Annotated in this window: 16 protein-coding genes and 1 pseudogene; 8 read left to right on the top strand and 9 right to left on the bottom strand. The window is 62.1% G+C overall.

Features of this window, described 5'->3' with window-relative positions:
- Nucleotides 1-10: 10 nt before the first annotated feature.
- Genes A9Z00_RS01480 through A9Z00_RS01490 form a run of 3 tightly spaced genes read right to left on the bottom strand, consistent with a single transcriptional unit; the run spans nt 11 to nt 3,943 of the window.
- Nucleotides 11-1,003: a sugar ABC transporter substrate-binding protein gene (locus A9Z00_RS01480; RefSeq protein WP_296973590.1), complete on the bottom strand. Its 993-nt coding sequence runs from the start codon at nt 1,001-1,003 to the stop codon at nt 11-13.
- The gene (locus tag A9Z00_RS01485) at nt 1,000-2,124 is read right to left on the bottom strand and encodes a response regulator transcription factor (protein WP_296973650.1); all 1,125 of its coding nucleotides are present in this window, start codon (nt 2,122-2,124) and stop codon (nt 1,000-1,002) included. The genes A9Z00_RS01480 and A9Z00_RS01485 overlap by 4 nt, the downstream gene beginning before the upstream one ends.
- A complete protein-coding gene (locus A9Z00_RS01490; protein ID WP_296973591.1) occupies nt 2,105-3,943 on the bottom strand; it encodes a sensor histidine kinase in 1,839 nt (612 codons plus the stop codon). Before A9Z00_RS01490 ends, A9Z00_RS01485 begins: the two co-directional genes overlap by 20 nt.
- A 250-nt stretch (nt 3,944-4,193) precedes the next feature.
- On the opposite strand from A9Z00_RS01490, the gene A9Z00_RS01495 reads away from it, so the two are divergent.
- The 7 genes from A9Z00_RS01495 (at nt 4,194) to A9Z00_RS01525 (ending at nt 11,024) form a co-directional block, all read left to right on the top strand.
- Nucleotides 4,194-5,243 (top strand): ABC transporter substrate-binding protein, encoded by a 1,050-nt coding sequence (locus A9Z00_RS01495; protein ID WP_296973592.1) that lies wholly within the window; start codon nt 4,194-4,196, stop codon nt 5,241-5,243.
- Nucleotides 5,244-5,339: 96 nt separating this feature from the next.
- The gene (locus A9Z00_RS01500) at nt 5,340-6,848 is read left to right on the top strand and encodes a sugar ABC transporter ATP-binding protein (RefSeq protein ID WP_296973593.1); all 1,509 of its coding nucleotides are present in this window, start codon (nt 5,340-5,342) and stop codon (nt 6,846-6,848) included.
- Between the two features lie 4 nt (nt 6,849-6,852).
- Nucleotides 6,853-7,896, top strand: a complete 1,044-nt coding sequence (locus A9Z00_RS01505) for an ABC transporter permease (protein ID WP_296973594.1) — start codon at nt 6,853-6,855, stop codon at nt 7,894-7,896.
- Entirely contained in the window at nt 7,889-8,857 is a 969-nt protein-coding gene (gene yjfF, locus A9Z00_RS01510; protein ID WP_296973596.1) for a galactofuranose ABC transporter, permease protein YjfF, read from the top strand. Before A9Z00_RS01505 ends, yjfF begins: the two co-directional genes overlap by 8 nt.
- A 42-nt stretch (nt 8,858-8,899) precedes the next feature.
- Nucleotides 8,900-9,949, top strand: coding sequence for an ABC transporter substrate-binding protein (locus tag A9Z00_RS01515; RefSeq protein ID WP_296973598.1), 1,050 nt, complete (start codon nt 8,900-8,902; stop codon nt 9,947-9,949).
- 337 nt (nt 9,950-10,286) lie between these two features.
- Nucleotides 10,287-10,628 (top strand): TM2 domain-containing protein, encoded by a 342-nt coding sequence (locus A9Z00_RS01520; protein WP_296973599.1) that lies wholly within the window; start codon nt 10,287-10,289, stop codon nt 10,626-10,628.
- 6 nt (nt 10,629-10,634) lie between these two features.
- Nucleotides 10,635-11,024, top strand: coding sequence for an NINE protein (locus A9Z00_RS01525; protein WP_296973601.1), 390 nt, complete (start codon nt 10,635-10,637; stop codon nt 11,022-11,024).
- Between the two features lie 104 nt (nt 11,025-11,128).
- Here the strand turns inward: A9Z00_RS01525 and A9Z00_RS01530 are convergent, their stop codons facing one another.
- From A9Z00_RS01530 to A9Z00_RS01550, 5 genes and pseudogenes are all read right to left on the bottom strand, one after another.
- On the bottom strand, nt 11,129-11,491 hold the full coding sequence (locus A9Z00_RS01530; RefSeq protein ID WP_296973604.1) for a DUF423 domain-containing protein: 363 nt from the start codon (nt 11,489-11,491) through the stop codon (nt 11,129-11,131).
- A 110-nt stretch (nt 11,492-11,601) separates the two neighbouring features.
- Nucleotides 11,602-11,829: a hypothetical protein gene (locus tag A9Z00_RS01535; protein ID WP_296973606.1), complete on the bottom strand. Its 228-nt coding sequence runs from the start codon at nt 11,827-11,829 to the stop codon at nt 11,602-11,604.
- Nucleotides 11,830-11,914: 85 nt separating this feature from the next.
- Nucleotides 11,915-13,009 carry a Gfo/Idh/MocA family protein gene (locus A9Z00_RS01540; RefSeq protein WP_296973609.1) on the bottom strand — a complete coding sequence of 365 codons (1,095 nt, stop codon included), beginning with the start codon at nt 13,007-13,009 and terminating at the stop codon, nt 11,915-11,917.
- Nucleotides 13,006-14,210, bottom strand: a pseudogene (locus A9Z00_RS15750) (Gfo/Idh/MocA family protein). The gene A9Z00_RS01540 and the pseudogene A9Z00_RS15750 overlap by 4 nt, the downstream one beginning before the upstream one ends.
- Nucleotides 14,211-14,825: 615 nt before the next feature.
- The gene (locus tag A9Z00_RS01550; protein WP_296973613.1) at nt 14,826-16,895 is read right to left on the bottom strand and encodes a helix-turn-helix domain-containing protein; all 2,070 of its coding nucleotides are present in this window, start codon (nt 16,893-16,895) and stop codon (nt 14,826-14,828) included.
- Between the two features lie 501 nt (nt 16,896-17,396).
- Here A9Z00_RS01550 and A9Z00_RS01555 point away from each other — a divergent pair.
- Nucleotides 17,397-17,714, top strand: coding sequence for a hypothetical protein (locus A9Z00_RS01555; protein ID WP_296973615.1), 318 nt, complete (start codon nt 17,397-17,399; stop codon nt 17,712-17,714).
- A gap of 128 nt (nt 17,715-17,842) precedes the next feature.
- Here the strand turns inward: A9Z00_RS01555 and A9Z00_RS01560 are convergent, their stop codons facing one another.
- On the bottom strand, nt 17,843-19,732 hold the full coding sequence (locus A9Z00_RS01560) for a site-specific DNA-methyltransferase (RefSeq protein ID WP_296973617.1): 1,890 nt from the start codon (nt 19,730-19,732) through the stop codon (nt 17,843-17,845).
- Nucleotides 19,733-19,838: the final 106 nt, after the last annotated feature.

Here is a 19,838-nt window from a genome sequence, read left to right on the forward strand (position 1 = left end):
ATTCCGCTTCTCATCCGCCGGTTTTCCGCCCGGCCGTCCCGGCGTCAACCAGCGTGATCCCCGTATCCACAAAGCCGGGAATCTCCTCCCCGTTGCAGGCCTTCAGGAGCTGTTCGACGATCAGGGTTCCCCAGCGATGTTCGTTCAGGGAGATCGCCATCGTGATCTGTCCGTTGCGCAACGCCTCGGTGATATCGGGCATCAGGCCGAAGGTCAGCGCGTACCGGTTCAGCCCCATCGCCTTCCACACCAGGACGGAGGTCGCCCCGGACACGAAGTCGAGGGCAACGAACGCGTCGAAGTGCGGATGATCGTCGATCATGCCCTCCAATTCCGTCAGCGCCTGCCCGGGGATGCCCTCGTTGTAGCGCACCTCCAGCACGTCGATGTCCGTCTCGCGATGGATATAGCCGAGGAATCCTTCCAGGCGCTCGCGCAAATGCAGGCTGTCCGAGAACCCGGTCGACACCAGGATCATCCCGCGTCCCTTCAGCAATCCGTCAATGGCCTCGCCCATTCGCTCGCCGGCCCGGATGTTGTCCGTTCCGATATAGGACAGCCGCCGGCTGTCCGGAGCGTCCGATTCGAAACAGATGACGGGGATTCCGGCGTCCACGGCCTTGTCGATGACCGGCGCCAGCATGTCCGAATGGATCGGGCTGATCGCAATGCCGTCCACGCCCTGCTTGATCATCGTCTCCATCATCCGGATCTGCTGCTCCAGATTCGCCTCGTCGGGCGCCTTGATGATCAGCCGCACGCCCGCCGCCTCCGCCGCCCGCGCGGCGCTCTCCGTCACCGCCTCATAGTAGGCGTCCGCCATCGGATAGATGATGCCGAAGGTCCGCGCCGGCGCCGCTTTCGCTTCGGAAACCGAAGGCGCGCTTGCGCGGGACGGCGGCTGCTCCCGGCAGCCGGAGAGCGCCGCCGCCGTCAGCAGGATCAGGACCGGCGCCGCCCTCATCACCTTCACGGCCGTCCGCTTCCACGATTTCCGCTTCAATGCCGTCCTCCTTCCCGCCGGAGCTCCGGAGGTTCCACCCTGCCCCGCTTGCGAAAATCGCGGATCGTCATGCCCGTCATCCGCTTGAACACATTGGAGAAATAATGCGAATCCTGATAGCCCACCCGGCTCGCGATCTCGTAGGATTTGGCCCCGGTCGACAGCAAGAGCTCCATCGCCTTCTTGATCCGGGTTTCCATCAAATATTCGATGAACGTCATGCCGGTCACCTGGCTGAACACCTTGCTCAGGTGGCTCGGGCTGACATTGACATGCTTCGCCGCGTCGTTCAGCGACAGCCCCTCTTCGCCGTAATGTTCCTGCACATATTGCTTCACCCGCGCGATCAGGGCGCCGTAGCGGTCGCTGGCCTGCGAGCGCCAATGCCAGAACAGTTCCGCGAGCCGGCCCAGATAGGCGCAGGCCTCTTCCCAGGAGCGGATGCTGCTGATCCGGCTCTTCATCTCCTGCAGCCAGTCATCCGGCCGGACATGCTCGCCGAATTGTTCCTTCGCCTCCCGGAACACGCTCACGGTCAGGTCATGCAGCAGGAAAAACCCATAGAGCGACGACTCCCAGTCCACGTTCCGCAGGTCCTGCGCGATGCGGCGGATGTGCGTCTCCTTCTGCTCCGGCGTGCCGACCTTCAGAAACTCCATGTACCCCGCCCGATCGATGCCGGGCTGATCCGGCAGGTCATCGCCGAGAAAGCCCGCCCGGTCCGCCACGCCCGCCGGGGCCCGCTTCTCCTCATGCGGATGGTCCTTCGCGCTGACGATCTTCAGCACCCGGATGATGTCCTCGGCGCTGACCGGCTTCAGGCAGTACTCTTCCACCCCGATGCGGATGGCCTGCCGGGCGTACTCGAATTCGTCATGGCCGCTCAGAATGATGATTTTGATGCCGGGCAGCATTTTGCGCACGATCGCGCTCAGTTCCAGGCCGTTCATGAACGGCATGCGGATGTCGGTGATCAGAATGTCCGGTTTCAATTTCTCGATGAGCGGGAGGGCCATCTCCCCGTCGGGCGCGTCGCCGCAGTATTCGAACCCTTCCTTTTCCCAATCGATGCAGGTCCGCATGTTTTCCCGGATGACAATCTCATCGTCCACCAGGAACACTTTCTTCAAGCGGCATCCCCCCTTGAACCGGAATCGTGATTTCCACCATCGTGCCGACGCCCTCCCGGCTGTCGATGGCGATGCCGTATTGCGGGCCGTAGTACAGGCGAAGGCGCCGCTGCACATTGAGGAGTCCGAAGCCGCTCTCCGGCTCGCCCTCTCCCTGCGGCGGCGGATGATCCTCCAGCAGAAGCCGGAGCTCGGCGAGCTTCCCTTCGCTCATGCCGATGCCGTTGTCCGTGACGAGCAGCCGCAGCGTCCGGTCCCGGCCGGGGGCGCCGGTGATCCGGATCCGCCCCTTTCCCCGCTTGTTCTTGATTCCGTGGTACAGCGCGTTTTCCACAATCGGCTGGAGCGTCATTTTCAGAATCGGAACGGTCCGAAGCTCGGGCGGAACGTCGATCTCGTATTCCAGGATGTCGGAATAGCGCATCTGCTGGATGACGAGATAGTTGCGGACATGCTCCACCTCTTCCCCGACGGAGATGAGATCCCGTCCCTTGCTCAGACTGATGCGGAAAAAACGGGACAGCGCCTGCACCAGCCGGATCACTTCGCGGGTTTTTCCCGCCTCCGCCATCCAGACGATCGAATCGAGCGAGTTGTAGAGGAAATGGGGATTGATCTGCGCCTGCAGCGTGCGAAGCTCCGCCTTCTGGACCTGCTCACGCTCGCGGATGCTGCGTTCCATGAGCATCTTGATCTGCTCGATCATCAGGTTGAAGCTGTTGCCGAGATCGGCCAGCTCGTCGTTGCCGGCGGGCTTCACCTTCACTTCGAGAAAGCCCGAGGCCGCCTTGCGCATCTTGTGCTTCAGGATCTGGATCGGCCGGGTCAGCCGCGACGTGATATAGACATGGAGGCCGATCGTGAACACGATGCTGAGCCCGACGCTCAGGAAGATGAGCCGCCGGATTTCGTAGGCGTCCCGCACAATGTCGCGCAGGAGCGCCATGCCGATCATTTTCCAGCCGGTATCATCCGAGGTCGTATAGGTGACCAGCATCGGCCCGCCCGGCCCGTCTTCCACGAAACTGCCCGATTTCCGGTCCAGACGGTGGGCAAACGCCGAGGCGGGCGGAAACAGCCGTTCGTCGGACGGATCGAACCCCGTGGCGAACAGCGGCTTGCCGGACGGATCCGCCACGAAGAAATACCCGACGTGTCCGGACATCGCGTCCCGGATGTAATTCATCACCGTATCGGCATCCAAATCGATGACGATGAACCCGATCACCTCGCGGGTGATCCGCTGCTTGATCGTCGTCATGATCGACACGACGTTCTCCGAATCGTACCGGGAGCCGTCCAGCCGATCCTGCGGCAGCGACTCGTCGGGCGGCACGATGAGCACCTCGTCCGGCGCGTTCATCAAATATTGAAAATGCGGGTTGCGGAGCGGATTCTGGCTCAGGGCGAACACGCCCTTCCGCTCGCTGATGCCCCGGCCGTACAGATTCACCATCGAAATGTTCAGCACGCTCTCGTTCCGGTACGTTTTGCGGTAGAGGTCGAAGGCCTGCAGGATATCCTTCGCGTCGTCGTAGGCATCGTTCTGGGAGAACAGATAGCGGAGCACGGCCTGGTGGTTCTCCAGCTCGAGCAGACGCGCCGTGTCCTGGAAGAGCACGTCGATGTCCCGGGCGAGCCGGTCCGCGGCGAGCTGAAAGGCGGCCTTGCTGTGCTCGGAAATCGTCCGGAACGATTTCTGGTACGAGACGATGCCGACGGCGATCAGCGGAACGAGCGTCAGCATCACGAACATCGCGAGCATCTTGACCCGCAGACTGGAGAACATCCAATGCGCCGGGTTTCGCATGTCGGGGTCCGTACCTTCTCCCTGCAAGTCTTATACCCGTATTCTATATCAGGAAACGTTGAAAGCGTATGCAAAAATAAAAAATTCTACCATTTCAACAAACCGCCCCACCTTTCCGCCCCCTGCCTCCGAATCGCCAAAAAAAAGCACACCATTCTCCCTTGTGTCTCCGTATTTTTCCGGATTGGAAGCGTTTTATGATGGGGGTGTGCGCTGCACGCAGATGTCGGATGCAGGGAGGTAAACGAAAGTGAACGTACGGAAGATCTTGCCCATTGTGCTGCTGGCCGCCTGTCTGATCGTCACGGCGTGCGGCGGCGGCAACCAACCCTCGTCAGGCGGCGGAGGCGGCGGTTCCGATTCGAACGGCCCGTCGACACAAAGCACCGAATCAGGCGGCGGCTCGTCCTCCGGCGCGGGCAAAAAGATCGTCCTCGGCTTCTCCCAGGTCGGCGCGGAAAGCGGCTGGCGCACGGCGAACACGGAATCGATCAAGGAAGCCGCGGCCGCGGCGGGCATCGAGCTGAAATTTTCCGACGCGCAGCAGAAGCAGGAGAACCAGATCAAGGCCATCCGCTCGTTCATCCAGCAGAAGGTCGACGTCATCGCGTTCTCGCCGGTCGTCGAGTCGGGCTGGGAGACGGTGCTGCGGGAGGCGAAGGAAGCCGGCATCCCCGTCATCCTGACCGACCGCGCCATCGACTCGGATGACGAATCGCTGTACGTCACGTTCATCGGCTCGGATTTCGTGGAGGAGGGCCGCCGCGCCGGGCGCTGGCTGCTGGAGCAATTCAAGGATGCCACGGAACCGGTCAACATCGTCGAACTGCAGGGGACGACCGGATCGGCTCCCGCGATCGACCGGAAGGCCGGATTCGAAGAGGTCATCAGGGAAAATCCGAACCTCCGGATCATCGCGTCGCAGACCGGCGACTTCACCCGGGCGAAGGGCAAGGAAGTCATGCAGTCGTTCCTGCAGGCGCACAAGGACATCGACGTGCTGTACGCCCACAACGACGACATGGGGCTCGGCGCGATCCAGGCGATCGAAGCGGCCGGGCTCGTGCCGGGCAAGGACATCATCATCATTACGGTCGACGCCATCCGGGACGGCATGCAGGCCGCGGCGGAAGGCAAGATCAACTTCATCGTGGAGTGCAATCCCCTCCTCGGACCGCAGCTCATGGAAGCCGTGATCGCGGTGGTGGAAGGCAGGGAAGTGCCGAAACGGATCGTCACCGAGGAAGGAGCGTTCACGTCGGAAGAAGCGAAAGCCGCCCTGCCGTACCGCAAATACTGATCCGCCTTCCGGCGGCGGCTTGACAGACGGCCGTCCCGTCCCACGCATCGGGACGGGACGGCCTTGTCCTTCACCCTTCGTACAGGAGGCGGCAGCATGAGCGAAAACCGACCGATCCTGAAAATGACCGGCATTCACAAACGGTTCCCCGGCGTCCACGCGCTGAACGGCGTCGACTTCCGGATGTTCGCCGGGGAAGTGCATGCCCTGATGGGCGAGAACGGCGCCGGCAAATCGACGCTGATCAAGGTGCTGACCGGCGTCTATCCGATCGACGGGGGCGAGGTGGAATGGGAGGGCAGGCCGTTTCACCCGAGAAGCCCGCTCGAAGCGCAGCAGGCCGGCATCAGCACGGTCTATCAGGAGATCCATCTGTGCCCGAACCTGTCCGTGGCCGAGAACATCTTCATCGGCCGGGAGCCGCGGAAGTTCGGCCGCATTTCGTGGCGGGCGATGAACCGCGCCGCCGAAGCGCTGCTTGCGGAACGGCTCAACGTGAAGCTCGACGTCACCCGGCCGCTGGGAAGCTTTTCGATCGCCGTCCAGCAGCTCGTCGCGATCGCCCGCGCCCTCAACATCTCGGCCCGGCTGCTCATCCTGGACGAGCCGACGTCCTCCCTCGACCGGGACGAGGTGAACCGGCTCTTCGCGATCATGCGCCATCTGAAGCGGCAGGGGCTCGCCATCCTGTTCGTCACCCATTTCCTCGACCAGGTGTACGAAGTGTCCGACCGGATCACGATTCTGCGCAACGGCCGGTTCATCGGCGAATACCCGACCCGTGAGCTGCCGCGCGTGGAGCTCGTGCAGAAGATGATCGGCAAGGACCTCGATTTGCTCGGCAGCCTGCCGAAGCGGACCCCCCCGTCCGCCGGCGGGGAACGTCCCTTTCTGCAAGCGGCCGGGCTGGGGCGCAAGGGAGGCGTCGAGCCGTTCGATCTGGCCATCGGAAGCGGCGAGATCGTCGGATTGGCCGGCCTCCTGGGATCGGGACGAACGGAGACGGCCCGGCTGCTGTTCGGCGCCGACCGCGCCGATCAGGGGAAGTGTTTCGTGGAAGGCAGGGAAGCGAAGCTGGATTCGCCGCGCAAGGCGATCGACCGGGGCATCGCCTTCTGCTCGGAGAACCGGAAGGCCGAAGGCATCATCGAGGATCTGACCGTGCGGGAGAACATCATTCTGGCGCTGCAGGCGCACCGCGGCTGGTTCCGCGCGCTGTCCCGCAGGCGGCAGGAGGAGATCGCCGACGAATACATCCGGGCGCTCGACATCCGGCCCGCCGACCCCGAACAGCTCATCCGCAATCTGTCCGGCGGCAATCAGCAGAAGGTGATCCTTGCCCGCTGGCTGCTCATGAACCCGCGGCTGCTCATTCTGGATGAGCCGACCCGCGGCATCGACGTCGGCGCAAAGGCCGAGATCCAGCGGCTGGTGCTGTCGCTGTCGGAAAAGGGCATGGCCGTGCTCTTCATCTCCTCCGAGCTGGAGGAGGTCATCCGCGTCAGCAGCCGCGTCGCCGTCCTGCGCGACCGGCGCCACGTGCGGCACCTGGCCGGCGTAGAGATCCGGCAATCGGCGATCATGCAGGCGATCGCGGGAGGGTGACGCCATGCCGTTCCGATGGAGAAACAGCCACCTGTTCTGGCCGCTGGCCGCGCTCGGCGGCCTGCTGCTGATCAACCTGCTGCTCAAGCCGGAATTTTTCGCGATCCGTTACCAGAACGGCCACCTGTACGGCAGCCTGATCGACATCCTGAACTTCGGCTCTCCCCTGGCCATCGTCGCGGTCGGGATGACGCTGGTCATCGCCACGCGGGGAATCGATCTGTCGGTCGGCTCGCTCGTCGCCATCTCCGGCGCGATGGCCTGCCTGACGATCAGCCGGGGCGCCGACCAGCAATCGCTGCACCTGGTGCTCGGCGCCGTCCTGCTGGCGCTCGCCGTCTCCGTCGCGCTCGGCCTGTGGAACGGGCTGCTGGTGGCCGGAGCGGGCATCCAGCCGATCATCGCCACGCTCATTCTGATGGTCGCCGGCCGCGGCATCGCGCAGCTCATCACGAGCGGGCAGATCATCACGGTGACGAGCAAGCCGTACCATTTCATCGGCGCCGGATGGCTCTTCACCTTGCCGTTCTCCGTCTATCTGGCGGCCCTGGTTTTCCTGTTCGCCGCCTGGATGACCCGCCGGACGTCGCTCGGCATGTTCATCGAGGCGATCGGCTGCAACCCGGCGGCGAGCCGGCTGGCCGGGATCCGTTCCCGCTCGATCCTGCTTGCGGTGTACATGTTCTGCGCGCTGTGCGCCGGCATCGCCGGGCTGATCACCAGCTCGAACGTCTCCAGCGCGGACGGCAACAACGCCGGGCTGTGGATCGAGCTGGACGCCATTCTCGCCGTCGTGATCGGCGGCACTTCGCTCGCCGGCGGCCGGTTCTCGCTCGCCGGCACCCTGGTCGGCGCGCTGCTGATCCAGACGCTGACGACCACGATCTACATGCTGGGCGTGCCGCCGGAAATCACGCTCGTCGTCAAGGCGTTCGTCGTGCTGGCCGTCTGCCTGATCCAGTCCCCTTCGTTCCGCCGCGCCATCGCCGCGCGCGGCGTGCCCCGGAAGCCCGTCGCATCCCGGCAGGAGGTGAGCCGACATGGTTGATCGCAAATATATCCCGCTTCTGGTGACGATCGGCCTGTTCATCCTCATGTTCCTGGCCGGTTCGCTCCGGTATCCGGGATTTCTCTCGACGCAGGTGTTCATGAACCTGCTCATCGACAACGCCTTCCTGCTGATCGTGGCCGTCGGCATGACGTTCGTCATCCTGTCGGGCGGCATCGATCTGTCCGTCGGTTCGATGGTGGCGCTGACCACCATGCTGTCCGCGAGCCTCATCATGCAGGCCGGCTGGCCGCCGGCGGCCGTCATTCCGCTCGTGCTGGCCGTCGGCACCTCGTTCGGCTGGATGATGGGCGCGATCATCCATTACTTTCAGATCCAGCCGTTCATCGTCACCCTGGCCGGCATGTTCCTCGCCCGGGGGCTCTGCTATGTGATCAGCATCGATACGATCTCGATCAACCATCCGTTCTATACGAAGATGGCGCTGGCCAAAATCCGTCTGCCCGGCGGCAGCTTCATCTCGATCGGCGTCGTGATCGCCCTGCTGGTCGTGCTGCTGGCGGTATATCTCGCGCATTACACCCGCTTCGGACGCAACACCTACGCGATCGGGGGCAGCGAATCGTCGGCGGTGCTGATGGGGCTTCCGGTGGCGCGGACGAAAATGCTCGTCTACGCGTTCAGCGGCTTCTGCTCCGCGCTCGGCGGGGTCGTGTTCACGTTCTATATGCTCTCGGGATACGGCCTGCACGCGGTCGGACTGGAACTGGACGCCATCGCGGCGGTCGTGATCGGGGGGACGCTCTTGACCGGCGGCTCCGGCTATGTGATCGGCACGTTCTTCGGCGTCCTCATCCAGGGCGTCATCCAGACGATCATCACCTTCGAGGGCACGCTCAGCTCCTGGTGGACGAAGATGGTCATCGGCCTGCTGCTGTTCCTGTTCATCCTGCTGCAGCGGGTTTTCACCGCGCGTACCGCCCGGGGCCGATCCGTGTAGGCTGTCTTGTGGGCTATAATGGGATTCGGGGAGGGGATGCGAATGCTCGGGTCAAACCGAACGGGCATGGCCTTGGTCCATCTGCTCATCGTCTGCTGCGTCCTGCTCGCGGGCTGCAGCCGCGAAGCGGCGGCGCCGGCCGATCCGCGGCCGGAAGCGGACGAGTCCCGGTCCCCCGATCTCCCGTCCGAAGCCATCGCCGGGGAGAAGCGAAGGATCGTGCTCGGATTCTCCCAGCTCGGCTCCGAGAGCGACTGGCGCAACGCCAACACGCGATCGATCCGGGAGGCCGCGAAGGAAGCGGACATCGAGCTGCTCTTCGACAACGCGGAGCAATCGCAGGAGAAGCAGATCGAAGCGATCCGCCGCTTCATCGAGCGGAAGGTCGACGTGATCGCCTTCGCCCCCGTCATCGAGACGGGCTGGGAGGACATCCTGACCGAGGCGAGGCAGGCCGGCATTCCGGTCATCCTGTCCGACCGCGCCGTCCAGATCAGCGATCCTTCCCTGTATGTCACGTTCATCGGCGCGGATTTCTACGAAGAAGGCCGCAAGGCGGGCAAATATTTGCTGGACAAAAAGCGCAACGACCCCGGTCCCGTCATCATCGCGGAGCTTCAGGGCACGGAAGGATCCTCCCCTTCCATCGAGCGCGGCCGGGGCTTTCGGGACATCATCCGGGAGCGGCCGGACATGAACATCGTGTATTCGGCCCCGGCCGACTTCACCGTGGAGAAGGGCGCCGAAGTCATGCGCCAATTTTTGCGGGAGAGCGGCGGCGAGATCGATGTGCTGTTCGCGCACAACGACGACATGGCGCTGGGCGCCATCGAGGCGATCGAGGCATACGGGCTGAGGCCCGGAAAAGACATCGTCATCATTTCGGTGGACGGCACGCGCAAGGCATTCGAGATGATGGTGGAGGGCAAAATCAACTGCGTGGTGGAATGCAATCCGCTCCTCGGCCCGATCCTGATGCAGGCCGTCCGGGAAATCTACGAAGGCCGCACGCTGCCGAAGCGGATCGTCCCGCCGGAAAGCGTGTTCACCGAGGTGCTCGCGGAGAAGGAAGTGGCCAACCGCCAGTATTGACCGGCCTTCCCGCGGAAGCATGAAAAAGTCCCCCTCGCGTTGGGCGAGGGGATTTTCGCTTGATTGCGCCTTTACGGATTCCACCCGCTTTTTACGGCGTCACCACCCGTATTCATTCCCGGGGCATAGTCTCCTCTCCGCCTCATATGATAAAGGCGTAAGCGGCGTAACGGCTTTCGCACGACCCCGCCGTCGATCCCATGTCCACGGATTGCATGGCGCTTTGCGGCTCCGGAGTTGTCCATCAATGCGGATACTTGTCAAGATTTGAATCGCTTGTTAAGCTGTCTTGTGGTGATGGCCGCCCACATTTTTTATTTTGAGGTGATTGGTGCGCATGGACTTGATCGCCATGAAAAGCAGGCTTGATGCCAGACAGCTCATGATCGTGGAATCCGAAATCAAGAATCAGGGCAAGAACATGATCGTCGCTTATGTGCTGTGGTACTTCCTCGGCTTCCTCGGAGGCCACCGGTTCTACATGAAGCGGACGGGTTCGGCGATCGCCCAGCTCATCCTGAGCATCACGATCATTGGAATTTTCGTCACCTTCATCTGGTGGGTGGTGGACGCCTTCCTGCTCCACAACTGGGTGAAGGAGCACAACCGCGAGCTGGAGTACCGCCTCGTCTCGCAAATGATTGCCGAACAGGGTCCGCCGGCTCCCCACACCTTCTGATGGACCATGAAGAAGCACGATCTTACGCTTGAACAGCTCCTCGTGCTGCAGAGCGAGATGCGGCACGTGGAGAAATCGCTGGGGCTCGCGTATTTGCTGCTGCTGGGCGGGCATCTGGGCGTACACCGATTCTATCTGAAGCGGCATGTCAGCGGAACGATTCAGCTGATCCTTTTTTTGATTGCCGTCATGTGCTACTTCCTGGCTTTCATCATGACCGGCGATGACGAGGATTTGACGGCCGCGTCCATCTTCTTCATCCTGATCATGCTGCTCGCGGGCCTGGTGCTGTTCATCTGGATCATCGTCGACCTGTTCCTCATGCCCCGCATGGTGCGGGAATGGAACGAGGCGCGGGAAGCCGAGATTATCCGCAGATTGACGGGCAAATCCTGATCTCGTGACAAAGGGAGCTTCGAACTTGCGTCGAGGCTCCCTTCCGGTTTTATACAAAACGATCCCGCCTCTCCCGAAGGAGGACGGGATAGTCCGCTTCCCGCTCACAGCACGCCGGCCGCCAGCAGCGCCCACCCGACGATAAACGACAGTCCGCCAAGCGGTGTGACCGGACCGAGCCAGCGGATTCTTTTGACACTGAGGACGTACAGGCTGCCGCTGAACAGCGCGATCCCCAGCGCCAGCAGCCAGCCGGCCGCTTCGATCATGCCGGCATCCGGATATTCGCCGGCCAGGATACCGACCGCGATCAGGCCGAGCGCGTGGATGAGATGGTACTGCACGCCCGTCCGGAATGTGGCAAGCCTGTCCGGCGGCAGCCTGTCCTTCAGCGCATGCGCGCCGAACGCGCCCAGCGCCACGCCAATCGCCATCAGAATGCCGCCCAGCGCGACAAACGTCTCCATATCCGCCGTCCATCCTCCTTCCGTCCGCCTTATCCGATTCCATTTTGAACCCGTGCCGCACCGAAAATCAACACGGGCCGTCCCGCGCAGGGGACGGCCCGTGCGGCAAATCAATCCCGATCGATGAACAGGATCGTGGAGATGCCCTTCCGACGGTGCGGTTCCGGCTCCTTCAGCAGCCCGGCGTCGACCAGGACCTTCAGCACATAGGGGCGTATGAAGGAGTTGCCCGTCATGTTCTGCGGGAAGAATTGCACATATGGCTTCACGTGCTCCGGCTGGCCTTCCAGATGGATGCGATACACTTCCCCGTCCAGCTTCTCCGCGGCTTCCCGCATCGCCCGATTCCCATAGATTGAACTTTGGGGGATGGCCGCCGCCATCCTTACGCCTTCCACCAAGCCAAAGCAACCCTGGCCGCCGTCATTTCGGGTACCCGTCCGTTTCGATCCGCACCGCCAGCCTCTGCGCTTCCAGGCACAGCTCCGCGGCCTTGAAGGCATGCTCCTGCGTCATGGCGTGCTCGGTGCCGTTCAGGATATCGAGAATGAACCGGCCGAAGAACGGGAAGCCGACCTTGCCCTTGCAATCAATATACCGCTCCCCTTCCCGGTTGACCAGATAGAGATGGTCGCCCGATTCGTCGCGGGCAATGTCGATGTATTTTCGGAGCTCGATGTAACCTTCCGTGCCGAGGATAAGGGTGCGTCCGTCGCCCCAGGCGCGCAAGCCGTCGGGGGTCAGCCAGTCGACCCGGAAATAGAACGTCGCCCCGTTGTCGGCCACCAAAGTGGCATCGCCGAAATCCTCGAACCGGGGATATTCCTTGAACCGGTAGTTGCCCACCTTGCTGTGCAGCACCTTCGCGTCCCTGGCGCCGGCGTAGGTCAGGAATTGCTCGATCTGATGGCTGCCGATGTCACACAGTATGCCGCCGGTATGCGCGGGATCGAAAAACCAGGCCGGCCGGCTCGCGGCATTCGCGCGGTGCGGCCCGGTGCCGATCACCTGCACGACGCGCCCGATCGCACCTTCCTCGATCAGCCGGCCCGCGTACACCGCGCACTCCACATGCAGCCGCTCGCTGTAGTAGATGCCCCATTTCAGACCGGTCTCCTTCACCTTCCGGCGCGCCATCGCCAATTGCTCCAGCGTCGTGAACGCCGGCTTGTCCGCGAAGAAATGCTTGCCGTGATCGTGCGCCCGCAACCCGAGCGCGCACCGCTCGGAAGGAATGCACGCGCTGGCAATCAACCGGATCGACGCATCCTGCAGAATTTCCTGCTCCGACCGCGCCGCCTTCGTCCCGGGGAAAGCGGCAAGGAACCGCTCCACCTTGGCCGGATCCGGATCGTAGACGGCCGCCAGCTCGCCGCCCGCCTCGATCAAGCCGTTGCACATGCCGTAAATGTGGCCATGATCGAGCCCGATCGCCGCGAACCGGAACTCGCCCGGGCCGACCACCCGGTTCTGCTTCCCCTTCGGCGCGTAGTTCATGCCGTCACGCTTGTCCGTCATTGGTCCGTCCTCCGATCCCGTCCGCTTCCGCCCCAGGTAATCGTATTGTCCTGGAAGTTCTCCACGCTGTTTTTCTTCTCATAAAAATGGACCGCGTTCTTCAGAATCCCCTCCCGCGTATAGAAGGGACTGTCCGGTCCGATCGGCAGTCTGACCGTGCTTCCGGTGCTGGCGGATTGATAAATCGCCGTGATGAGTTCAGCGTCCGCCTGCCCTGAATTCCGTCCACCAGGACGGGAGTGCCGTGCTCGATGGCGTTCAGCACATCCAGAATTTGTCCCCGGTGCCCTTCATACTGCAATTCGGGCAATTCGTCATAGACTTTCCGGAGCTCCGCTTCCAGTTCGGCGTCCCGATCCGGAAATCCGTTCGGCCTGGACCTGGATGCGACCGGCTTCCACGGAGCGGACACCCGCGCGCGCCTGCCCTGGAAGACAAGCTGCTGCTCTTCTCCGTGATGCACCACGGAGCTTGTAATCTGGGCCAGCATGCCGTTGTCATAACGGGCGATCGCGATCGACAGATCCTCGACCTCCGCGTTGTCATGGGACGTGTTGGACATCACTGCCGTGATTTCGGAGGGCATCCCGGCCATCCACTGGAAAAGGTCAATATGGTGCACGGCGTGGTTCAGCGTGCAGCCGCCCCCTTCCTTCTCCCAGGTGCCGCGCCACCACAGGTCATAATAACTGTAACCCCGCCACCAGTACGAATCGACCTGGGCGTGCACGATCGGACCGACCAGCCCCGTATCCAGCACCGCCTTCAGCTTCATCATCGGCGTCGTGAACCGGTTCTGGGCGATGACCGACAGGACCTTGCCGCATTGTTTCGCGACTTCGATCATCGCGTCGCATTCTTCCAGCGAAGACGCCATCGGCTTCTCCACGATCACATGCTTGCCCGCGCGCATGACGTCCATCGCGATCTCCGCGTGGGTGTACGGCGGGGTGCACACCGAGACAAGGCCGATGTCCTCGCGTTCGAGCAGCTTTCCGTAATCCACGTAGGCTTCCGCTTCCAGCCCGTACTCCCCGATTCTGCGCCTGGCTTTCTCCTCGTACAGATCACAGACCGCCACGATTTTGCAACGATCCCGAAATTCGAGATACGCCTGGATATGCGCCGGCGATATCGCGCCGGCGCCGATGATGCCCACACCCAGAACGGCTTCCTCTCCCCCTTCAAAAACGGAGCTCATCGCCACCAGCGCCTCGTAGAACTGCTCCGTCGTTTCCGGCAGCGGAATGCCCAGCATGTCCAGCCAGTCCTGACGGATCACGGACGTGCTGTGCGCCCTGAGCACCCTTCGGGCCGGAATGGCGAGCTGCTTCCCGTCGAAGCGGCCTTCGTCCAATACCTCTTCGCCCAGCACCCGCCGGAGGTCGCGGCCGTGTTCCTCAATGTACGGGGCCAGATCCGTCAATTTGCCCTGGCTGGCATACTTGTAGAACAACGGCATGTCATAGGTGAAGACGATGTCGGGAGCCTGGTTCGCGGCCATCAGCATATCCAGCCGCCGCACTTCTTCCGATCTCGGAATCGTCACAAACTCCACCTTGATCCGGTTCGGATTGCCGAAATTTTCCCGGATGTATTGCGTCATGAAATTGTCCGTGATGGGCGGCGCTCCGGGCGGTGTGTCATTGCGGTCGAACAGCTCGACGCGAAGGACGGTCCAATCGCTGTCCTCCTCCTCGCTCCACGATGAAACCGGCCGCAGGTCGTCGCCGCAGCCCTCCGCAAGCAGCAGACAGAGCAAGCCGATCAGCGCGGCAAGTCCGCGTATCGCATTTGCCATCTTGACCCTCTCCTGTCACTCCCGGACCGGATTCGCCCGGTGCAGGTTGCGATACTCTCCGGGAGGAATGTTCTGATCCTTCTTGAAAGCCCGGTAGAAGGAAATGACGTTCTGGTATCCGATCTGCTCCGCAATCGATTGAATGGAATCGTCCGTTTCGATCAGCAGTCTCTTGGCATGACGCATGCGCACCTTCAGCACGTAATCGATAAATTTCTCCCCGAATTCTTCCTTGAACAATTGGCTGAGCGTGCTGGGCTGCATGTTCAGATGATCGCTGACCCGGGAAAGGGAGAGATCGGGATCCATGTAATGCGCGTCGATGTAATGCTTCGCCTGCAGCGCGATGCTGTGGTGTCTGCGCGCCTTGCGCTCTTCGTCCACGGCGCTTTCCAGCTGCGCTAGCGTGTCCATGACCAGGGTTTCCAGCTCTTCCAGCGTCTCCGTCGTCCGGTTCCATTCATCAAACCGCGGACGGTACTTCTCGGTCCACTGTTCCCGAATGGCCGGGGACAGACCGGATATCGCCCTGCCCATCTGCTGCACGAAACAGTTGACGAGCGAGGCCATATCCCGCTTGGTGAACCGTGTCTCTTTCAGCTCGGCGAACATCCGGGCCAGCTTCTCCCGCCATTCGCTCTCGTTCATCCGGAAAGACTGGGCGGCGCTTTTCAAAGCCTGCAGATACGCTTCGTTGTCAAGGTTCCGCTTGCCGGCGCTCCTGCGGTTGTCAATGATCGATCCCTTGCCGAAGATCGGCTTAAGCGCGAGGTTCTCCTGCGCATTGCGGAACGATTCGGCGATGGTCTCAATGGTATCGGAGTCGGCGCCCACGCCGATCGTGATGGTCAGATCCAGATGCTTCTGAATCCACCTATGGAATTCTTCCGCAAACGCCTTGCCCGTCTTGGCTTCTTGCTGCCCGGACTGGACCAAATGAATGACGAAAGCGATTTGATGCGGTTCGATCCAGACATGCCAGACAAAGGTGCCGTTTTGATGCCCCAGATCATGAAACGCGCTCTCGATGATGAATTTGAGCAGATGCTGATCCTGCAACTTGTATTTGGAGACAAAGCCTGCATAATCGTCAATTTCCGCGACAAGCACACTCAAACGCTCATAGGGATGCGGCAGTTCCAGTTCCTCCAGACGGCGCCGGAACTCGTCATCCGTCATGATCTGATGCCCGGCCAGCAGATCGTGGAAAAGACGCTGGCGTTTCAGCATGCTTTCTTCCTTGTGCAGGCTTTCGTAAGCCATCGACCGCTGCAGCAGCTGGTCAAGTGCCGATTCAATGAAATCGAATTCGTTGCTCGCACTCCTGATCCCGAGTTCTCCGCTCTTTCGGTTCACATACCGGGCGACTTTGGCCGCGATGGACTGGATCGGTTTGTAATGCATGTGCGTGACGATCGTGAAGCCCGCCAGGGCCAGGATGATGATGACGATCAGGATGATCATCCATGCGCTGGACAGAAGGGACAGCGCCTCAAACCGGTTGACGTACACCCCTTCGTACCGGTACGTCCATCCCGTGTAATCCGAGCGAACCGTGACGGGCGAAGCTTTCGCCTTGTCCGGAGCTTCGCTCTCTTCCTCCAGCCTCACGGGCGAGTCGCCGTTCTTGCTGAAGCTGTTCAGATATTCCAGGAACGAGTCGAGGTAGACATTGACCACCATGGCTCCCTTGATTTCGTGTCCCTCTTCGTACAGCTTCACCAGGGAAATCACCTTCGGCTTGCGGGGGTCGGAATCGGCGTAGGCGAATTCCCTGGGCGCGTGCCAGCGTTCGGGAATCTCCCGGGAATAATGGGACAAGAGAAACGCCTTGTCGCCGAACGCATCCAGATGATAGGAACCCTGGTCGGAAATGATGTTTTGCTCCGCCTCGTTGTAAAGATAGATCGTGTTCAGATACGGCAGCCGGGATTTCAGCTCGATGAGTTCCTTTTGCAGCTTGTAATGGTCATGGGCGCTTTTCGGACGCTCCGCAAAGTGGTCCTGGATGGCGCCGTTCGTCAACAGTTCGCCGGCAATGTTGCGTTCGATGAGCATGAGGTTGGCGTCGGAATTGTAGACCATGCGCTTCAGAATCGCTTTGTTCGTTTCGATGTATTGCGCCCTGGTGGCATTGTTCAGAATCAGAAAAAAATAAAAATCATCGAGGAGATCGCCACGAAGAAGATCGGCGTGTAGGACAGGATCATGCGGTAGAACCAGTTCATCCTCATGAAAGCGCTCTCCATCTTAAAAACAGGATGGCACCTTTAATGGGATTGCTCCTTTCATGATAAAAATAAACCAGGTCGCATGACGAGGCGAATTAACATTTTTCATGGGCTAACGTTTTTTCACAAGGTCATGAAAACGGGCCGCTCCCCGCGGGGAACGGCCCGCTTCCGGCATCCGCCGCGGCAAATGAACAGAATCGTGGAGAGGCCCCTCCGCCGGCGGGGCCCGGGTTCCTTCAGCAGCCCGGCGTCGACCGGATGTTTCGCCACCGCTCACGGCTCCTTCGCGCGGCGGCACTCACCCATGAACTGCGTTCGCGGCGAATGGCGAATCCGGAAGGAGGATGCGGAGGTGTTCATCGGAGGCCGGCTGGAAGCGTACAAGGCTGAAGCGATGGACGTCGTCAAGGCGTTCGTCGACGGCAAGGACAGCGAAGTGGACGGGAAGCTCCAGGTATGCACGGTCCTCGACTGCTACGTCGGCAACGAGGAAGCGCTCCGGATCTCCGAGGTCATCATGCGGCACATGAACCAGGACGACCCGACCCGGGGCAGGGCGAAGTTCCAGTACTACTTCGACAACAAGGAGAAGAAGGGCCGCTACATCCTCTGGGGCAATCCGGCCTTCGTCGGCAAAGTGCTCGCCGCCGTCGGCGAAGCCGTGCGGTAAGCTTCAGCACCCACCCTTCCGCAAGCGCATCGCCACATCCGCTTCATCGCCAAACTCCCATCGATTGGGCTTCGGGGATGGCGGCCGATTCCATCCCCTTTTTATCCTCGCGCGACGTCTTCGCCGCCTCACAGCACGCGAATCTCCGTGCCGGGGGAGAGCGCCTTGAACAACTCGCCGGCGTTGATGCGCGCGGCGTCGTCCCGGAATCCGGCGTCGCGGAAGACGGCGAACCTCGGCCGCAGCGCGGCCATCTCCCGAATCACGGCCTCCGGCGCATCCTCGTCGAAGCAGGCGGCCAGTTCATTTCCGCCGGCCACATGGACGGTCCTGCCGTCCACCCGCCTCGTCTCCATCGGGAGCGACAGATCGAGCCCCAGCTCGAGCATGACCTGGATCAGCAGGTCTTCCCCGGTGCGGTCTTCCTTGATGTTGGAAGCGAGATCGAACAGATCCATTTGCCGAAGCTCGTCCGGCGCGTACCAGACGTCCTTCAGGTTCGACGAGTCGACGCGGAACACCCGGAAACCGTAATCGATGTCGGCGCCCGTCTCCCGCCGGATCTTCTCCGCGGCGCGTCGGATCCGCTCCCGGCCGATGTCGCAGATCGTGCGGTAGCCCGCCCTGCGCGCCTCGGACCGCTCGTCCGTCGGCTCGGGCAGCTGGACGAGGATGAACCGCCGGTTGCCGCCGTCCCTCGCGTTGAGCTCCATCACGGCATGGGCCGTCGTCGCGGAACCGGAGAAGAAGTCGAGCACAATGTGCGCTCCGTCCCGATCCGTCGCGAGCGTCAGCATCTTCATGATCAGCTCCTTCGGCTTCGGGCTGTCGAAGAACCGCCCGCCCAGCAGCTTCTTCAGTTCCTCCGCCGCGCCGTGGGTGTGGCCCGCCTCCTGGTGGCGCCAGATCGTCTCCGGCGGCTTCGTCGCCTCCTCGTCGAGGAACTGCTTCGCGTACACCTGCCAGCCCGCCTCGGTCTTCACCCACTCGACCAGCCCGCGCTTCAGGTTCTCCTCGTACGTCTCCCGGCTCCACCGCCAGCAGCCTTCGGTGCCGTCCGGCTTGATCGGATAGACGAGCGTGCCGTCCGGCGCTTCCAGCGGGAAGTACGAGTTCGGCGCGTCCGACCGGAGCGAGTTGCTCCCTTCTTTCCGGATGCTGCGCCTCCGGTAGCGCCGCCCGGTCGCCTTGTCGACGAAATGGAACTGCCGCTTGTTCTGCTCGAACGGCTCCCGCTTCACCGCCGCGGGGTCCCCCTTCACATAGCAGAGGACGTAGTCGTGGGAGGTGGAGAAGCCGATGACGTCCATGCGCGGGCTGTAGACCTTCTCCCAGATGATCGTGGCGACGAAGTTGTCCCGGCCGAAAATCTCGTCGCAGATGACGCGCAGATTGGCCGCTTCGTGATCGTCGATGCTGATGAAGATCACGCCGTCGTCCCGGAGCAGATTCCGCGCCACTTTGAGCCGGGCGTACATCATCGAGAGCCAGTCGCTGTGGAACCGGCCATTCGCCTCCGTGTTCGGGACGAGCCGGTTGCCGAGCTCGTCGACCTGCCCGGTCTCCGCGAGATAATCCCGGACCGTTGCCCGGAAATTGTCCCGGTAGATGGAATCCCGCCCCGTGTTGTACGGCGGGTCGATGTAGATGCACTTGACCTTGTTGAGGTACGCCTCCTGCAGCAGCTTCAGCGCTTCCAGGTTGTCGCCCTCGATGTACAGATTCCGCGTGCGGTCCCAGTCCGCGCTCTCCTCCCGGACCGGACGCAGCGTCTTGTTCGTCGGCACGTTCGCGGCGAGGACGGCCTCCCGCTTCCCCGGCCAGGTCAGCTGATACCGCTCCCGCTCCCCTTCCACCAACGCGCGGGACAGCTCCTGCCTCAGCAGGTCAAAATCGACCGCCCGCACCACCTCGCCCCGCTCGTCCCGGGTTTCGGTGATCACGTGGGGGAACAGCGCCGCGATTTTCGCGATGTTGACGTCCGTCGCATCGGTCGAACGCATCGTCAGTCTCTTCATGATCGGCTCCGTTTCGTCGGAATGGCATGCCCTGTATTCTTCGCCGCGCGGACCGGGATTCCCTGTCCCCGCGGCGCCGTCCGCATCAGCCGCTTCGCCCCGGCCC

This window comes from Thermobacillus sp. ZCTH02-B1 (genome assembly GCF_002159085.1).
Lineage (GTDB): Bacteria > Bacillota > Bacilli > Paenibacillales > Paenibacillaceae > Thermobacillus.

What these genes read in the sequence shown, in the direction of transcription:
- A9Z00_RS01490 (WP_296973591.1), bottom strand. Translation starts at nt 3,943, where the DNA reads ATGCGAAACCCGGCGCATTGGATGTTCTCCAGTCTGCGGGTCAAGATG.
- A9Z00_RS01500 (WP_296973593.1), top strand. Translation starts at nt 5,340, where the DNA reads ATGAGCGAAAACCGACCGATCCTGAAAATGACCGGCATTCACAAACGG.
- A9Z00_RS01505 (WP_296973594.1), top strand. Translation starts at nt 6,853, where the DNA reads ATGCCGTTCCGATGGAGAAACAGCCACCTGTTCTGGCCGCTGGCCGCG.
- yjfF (WP_296973596.1), top strand. Translation starts at nt 7,889, where the DNA reads ATGGTTGATCGCAAATATATCCCGCTTCTGGTGACGATCGGCCTGTTC.
- A9Z00_RS01515 (WP_296973598.1), top strand. Translation starts at nt 8,900, where the DNA reads ATGCTCGGGTCAAACCGAACGGGCATGGCCTTGGTCCATCTGCTCATC.
- A9Z00_RS01520 (WP_296973599.1), top strand. Translation starts at nt 10,287, where the DNA reads ATGGACTTGATCGCCATGAAAAGCAGGCTTGATGCCAGACAGCTCATG.
- A9Z00_RS01525 (WP_296973601.1), top strand. Translation starts at nt 10,635, where the DNA reads ATGAAGAAGCACGATCTTACGCTTGAACAGCTCCTCGTGCTGCAGAGC.
- A9Z00_RS01530 (WP_296973604.1), bottom strand. Translation starts at nt 11,491, where the DNA reads ATGGAGACGTTTGTCGCGCTGGGCGGCATTCTGATGGCGATTGGCGTG.
- A9Z00_RS01535 (WP_296973606.1), bottom strand. Translation starts at nt 11,829, where the DNA reads ATGCGGGAAGCCGCGGAGAAGCTGGACGGGGAAGTGTATCGCATCCAT.
- A9Z00_RS01540 (WP_296973609.1), bottom strand. Translation starts at nt 13,009, where the DNA reads ATGACGGACAAGCGTGACGGCATGAACTACGCGCCGAAGGGGAAGCAG.
- A9Z00_RS01550 (WP_296973613.1), bottom strand. Translation starts at nt 16,895, where the DNA reads ATGGTCTACAATTCCGACGCCAACCTCATGCTCATCGAACGCAACATT.
- A9Z00_RS01560 (WP_296973617.1), bottom strand. Translation starts at nt 19,732, where the DNA reads ATGAAGAGACTGACGATGCGTTCGACCGATGCGACGGACGTCAACATC.